Source organism: Streptomyces sp. NPDC054840 (assembly GCF_053611065.1).
Window position 1 is genome coordinate 1 of record NZ_JBSGZP010000812.1, and the last position, 2,980, is coordinate 2,980.

A 2,980-nucleotide genomic window follows, 5' to 3' on the forward strand; every position below is an offset into this window, starting at 1 on the left:
CCGACCGTGTCGGCGCGGGCCGCGCCCGTGGCGCGTGCGGATTCCGCTGCCTCTCGCAGCGTGCGGCGCAGGAGCCGGGCGGGCGCGGTACGGCGGTCCTGGCCGTCGCCCTGGAGGAGCTCGTCGGTGAAACCGAGGAGTTGCTGGGGCTGGGCCTGCCAGTGGTAGGCGAAGAAGGCGACGCCCCGGGAGCGGGTGTCGCGGGCGAGGTCGAGCAGATGGTGGAGGCCGACGACGTCGAGGAACGACAAGCGGCGCATGTCGCACGCCACCGCCGCAACGTCTTGGTCGAGAGTCGCCCGCACCGCGTCCAGAGCCCGGACGGAGTCCGCGTCCAGGTCTCCGACGGGGGTGACCACGAGGGTCGCGCCGTAGCGTCTGATGTGGATGTCGCAATCGCTTCGCATGATGGCCTCGCCTCGCCCGAACAGCCGGGTGGACCTCTCCATACTCGTCCCGTCCCCGGCTCGCCCGCAACCATCGGCGGCCGTGCGGGCTGCCTCGCACGCCGGCCGTGTTCCTGCCCACGCCAGGAGCTCCGGTGAGCGGCGCGGCAGGCGACCGACATGGACGCGACATACCGCTCTCTTTACGTCACCGGGTGTGCTGGCGGGTGATGCCGGGTGACCGGGTGGCCGGGCCAGGACGCCGTCGGCCCGCTCCCCGGCGGAGAGCCTGACGGACGGCCATCGGCAGCGTTTGAGCCCTCTCCGCCGGCCAGCCCAGGGCGGTCCTGCTGCACATCATCACGGGGATACCGAGTCCTGGCATGAGCGGGCGCAACTGCTTCCGGTCCTGCTCGACGCTCGACGCTCGACATCTCCGGCGGGCGAGGCCAACCGCCGACCGCGCGGCGCGGGAGTTAGCGGTCGACGCCCGCGCCGGCTCCGCTCAGGTGGACGTAGAGGTGGATACAGAGCAGCGGCCGTGCCCGTGCGGTCGGCGAGGCCGGGCGGTCACGGCGTGCCTCCCGGGTGGTGGAGAGGCGGTGGCACTGGCCCGGCCGTCCCGACTTCGGCGGGAGGAAGACCGGGGGACAGGTGGTAGACGGCGAAGGCCTGGTCGATGACGGGCATCGCGACGTTGCGCACCCGGACCCCGCCCGCCGTCATGCCGTGCTCCGTGCCCATATGGGCGTGCCCGTGGACGGCGAGGTCCGCGCCTTCCCCGTCGATCGCCTCCGCGAGGAGGTAGCTGCCGAGGAAGGGGTGGATCTCCGGAGGCTCGCCCGCCAGGGTGTCCGGTACGGGCGCGTAATGGGTGAGGGCGATGCGCAGTGCCGCGCCCTGGTCGCGGAGCTCGCGCAGGGCCCGGCCGAGACCCGTGGCGCAGGACCGGCTGTAGCGGATGAAGGCCTTCATCTCCGGTTCGCCGAACTCGCTGGCGCTGCGTCCGGCGAAGCCTCCGCCGAAGCCCTTGGTCCCGGCGACGCCGACCCGCGTACCGCCGATGTCGAGCAGGATGCATTCGCCTTCCAGGACGTGCACGCCTCCCGCCGTCAGTTCCCGGGTGACGGCTTTCTCCTGGTCGCTCTGGTAGTCGTGGTTGCCGAGCACGGCGACCACGGGTACCGGCAGCCCGCTCACCTCGCCGGCCACGACCCGGGCCTCTTCGGGAGTGCCGTGCCGTGTCAGGTCACCGGCCAGGAGCAGCAGGTCGGCGCAGGAGCCGAGGGTGTCGAACGCAGGCCGGAGCAGCCCGGCGCTGCCCGGTCCGAGGTGGATGTCCCCGACGGCGGCGACGCGGATCACGAGAGCTCCTCGGAATGGTCGGGTGGGCCGCCACGGCTCACGGTGAGGTCCACCTGCCAGGGCACGTCCGAGAGCTCCTCCCCGGCGATGCGCAGCAGCGCGGACCGGCAGTCCGGATCGGCGACGCTTCCCCAGATGGCGACCCGGGAGCCGCGCAGCTCGATCCTTACGCCCAGTTCGGCGAGCTCCTCGCGAGCCAGCCGGTCGCGCAGGTGCTCGATGCGGTACTCGATGAGCTCGGTGGAAGTCACGTGGTTCCCTCCGATCCCCCCGAGCGGGTGCGCGGGGCGATGACGTGGAGGCGTTCGAGCAGGTACAGGAAGGCATCGGGAAGCGGGGCGTCGCGGTGGTCGCGGTCCAGCCGGTCCCAGTCGATCTGCTCCCGCAGCATCCGGGCCATGGGCAGCAGGTCGCCGAAGTCGCAGTAGTGCTCGCAGAGCGCGGAGAGACGGCCGTCCATCAGGTCGGTGGGCGCGAGGACGGGCATCCACACCGAGTCGACCGCTTTGACGCTCGACCGTTCCAGCAGTGCGGTACTGACCGGCCGCCGGGCGAGCTCGAAGATCAGGTCGATCTCCTCGCCGCCGGACCTGCCCTTGACCAGCCAGTCCTCCGGGGCGCGGCGCATCGCGATGCCACCGTCCTCCAGTGTTTTGACCACTGCGTCGGCGTCCTCCGGGCGGACACAGAAGTCGGTGTCGTGCTGGAAACGGGCGGGTAGGCCATGGGCGAATGCGGCCACGCTGCCGGCGAGGGCGAAAGGCTGCCCGGACTGCTTGAGCAGTGCCGCCACGCGTTTGGTGGTCTCCAGGATCGCCTGCGTGTGGTCCTTCGGCAGCACGCCGTCATCCGGCGTCGGCGGCCCCAGCCCGACGGGGGGCGGAACTCCCTGCGGCGCTTCCGCGGAATGACGGTTCACGGAATGCACCTAACCCGTCTGGTTTCGCCCAAACCCGCCCTGTCAGGCGCAAAGTGTGGAATGCCGCGCGGAGCGCCGGGTAGACGTCCCCCGTGACAACCGGACCACCAGGGAAGGAGCGATCGAACGGCGCAACCGAAAACGTTGAGGACACCGAGCAACACGGCACCCCGTCACACGGCCAGGGTCGCCATACCCGGTATCCACCGCGCGACGCGCGATCAGGGCGCCGGGCCGTGACCTGCTCGGGCGAGTACGGCAGGCTCAGCGCCGCGCAGGGCGTGCCGCCGACCTCCGCGAAGCGCTCAGC

4 protein-coding genes are annotated in these 2,980 nt (G+C 71.6%); all 4 read right to left on the minus strand.

What is annotated here, in order from left to right; translation table 11 throughout:
- A partial coding sequence (locus tag ACWGIU_RS34395; RefSeq protein WP_453712027.1) for an STAS domain-containing protein occupies positions 1-407 on the minus strand: 407 nt, incomplete at its 3' end.
- Positions 408-956: 549 nt separating this feature from the next.
- Complete coding sequence (locus ACWGIU_RS34400; protein ID WP_453712028.1) at positions 957-1,751, minus strand: metallophosphoesterase family protein; 795 nt, start codon at positions 1,749-1,751, stop codon at positions 957-959.
- Positions 1,748-2,002 carry a hypothetical protein gene (locus ACWGIU_RS34405; RefSeq protein ID WP_453712029.1) on the minus strand — a complete coding sequence of 85 codons (255 nt, stop codon included), beginning with the start codon at positions 2,000-2,002 and terminating at the stop codon, positions 1,748-1,750. Before ACWGIU_RS34405 ends, ACWGIU_RS34400 begins: the two co-directional genes overlap by 4 nt.
- Positions 1,999-2,670, minus strand: a complete 672-nt coding sequence (locus ACWGIU_RS34410) for a nucleotidyltransferase family protein (protein WP_453712030.1) — start codon at positions 2,668-2,670, stop codon at positions 1,999-2,001. Before ACWGIU_RS34410 ends, ACWGIU_RS34405 begins: the two co-directional genes overlap by 4 nt.
- Positions 2,671-2,980 lie beyond the last annotated feature (310 nt).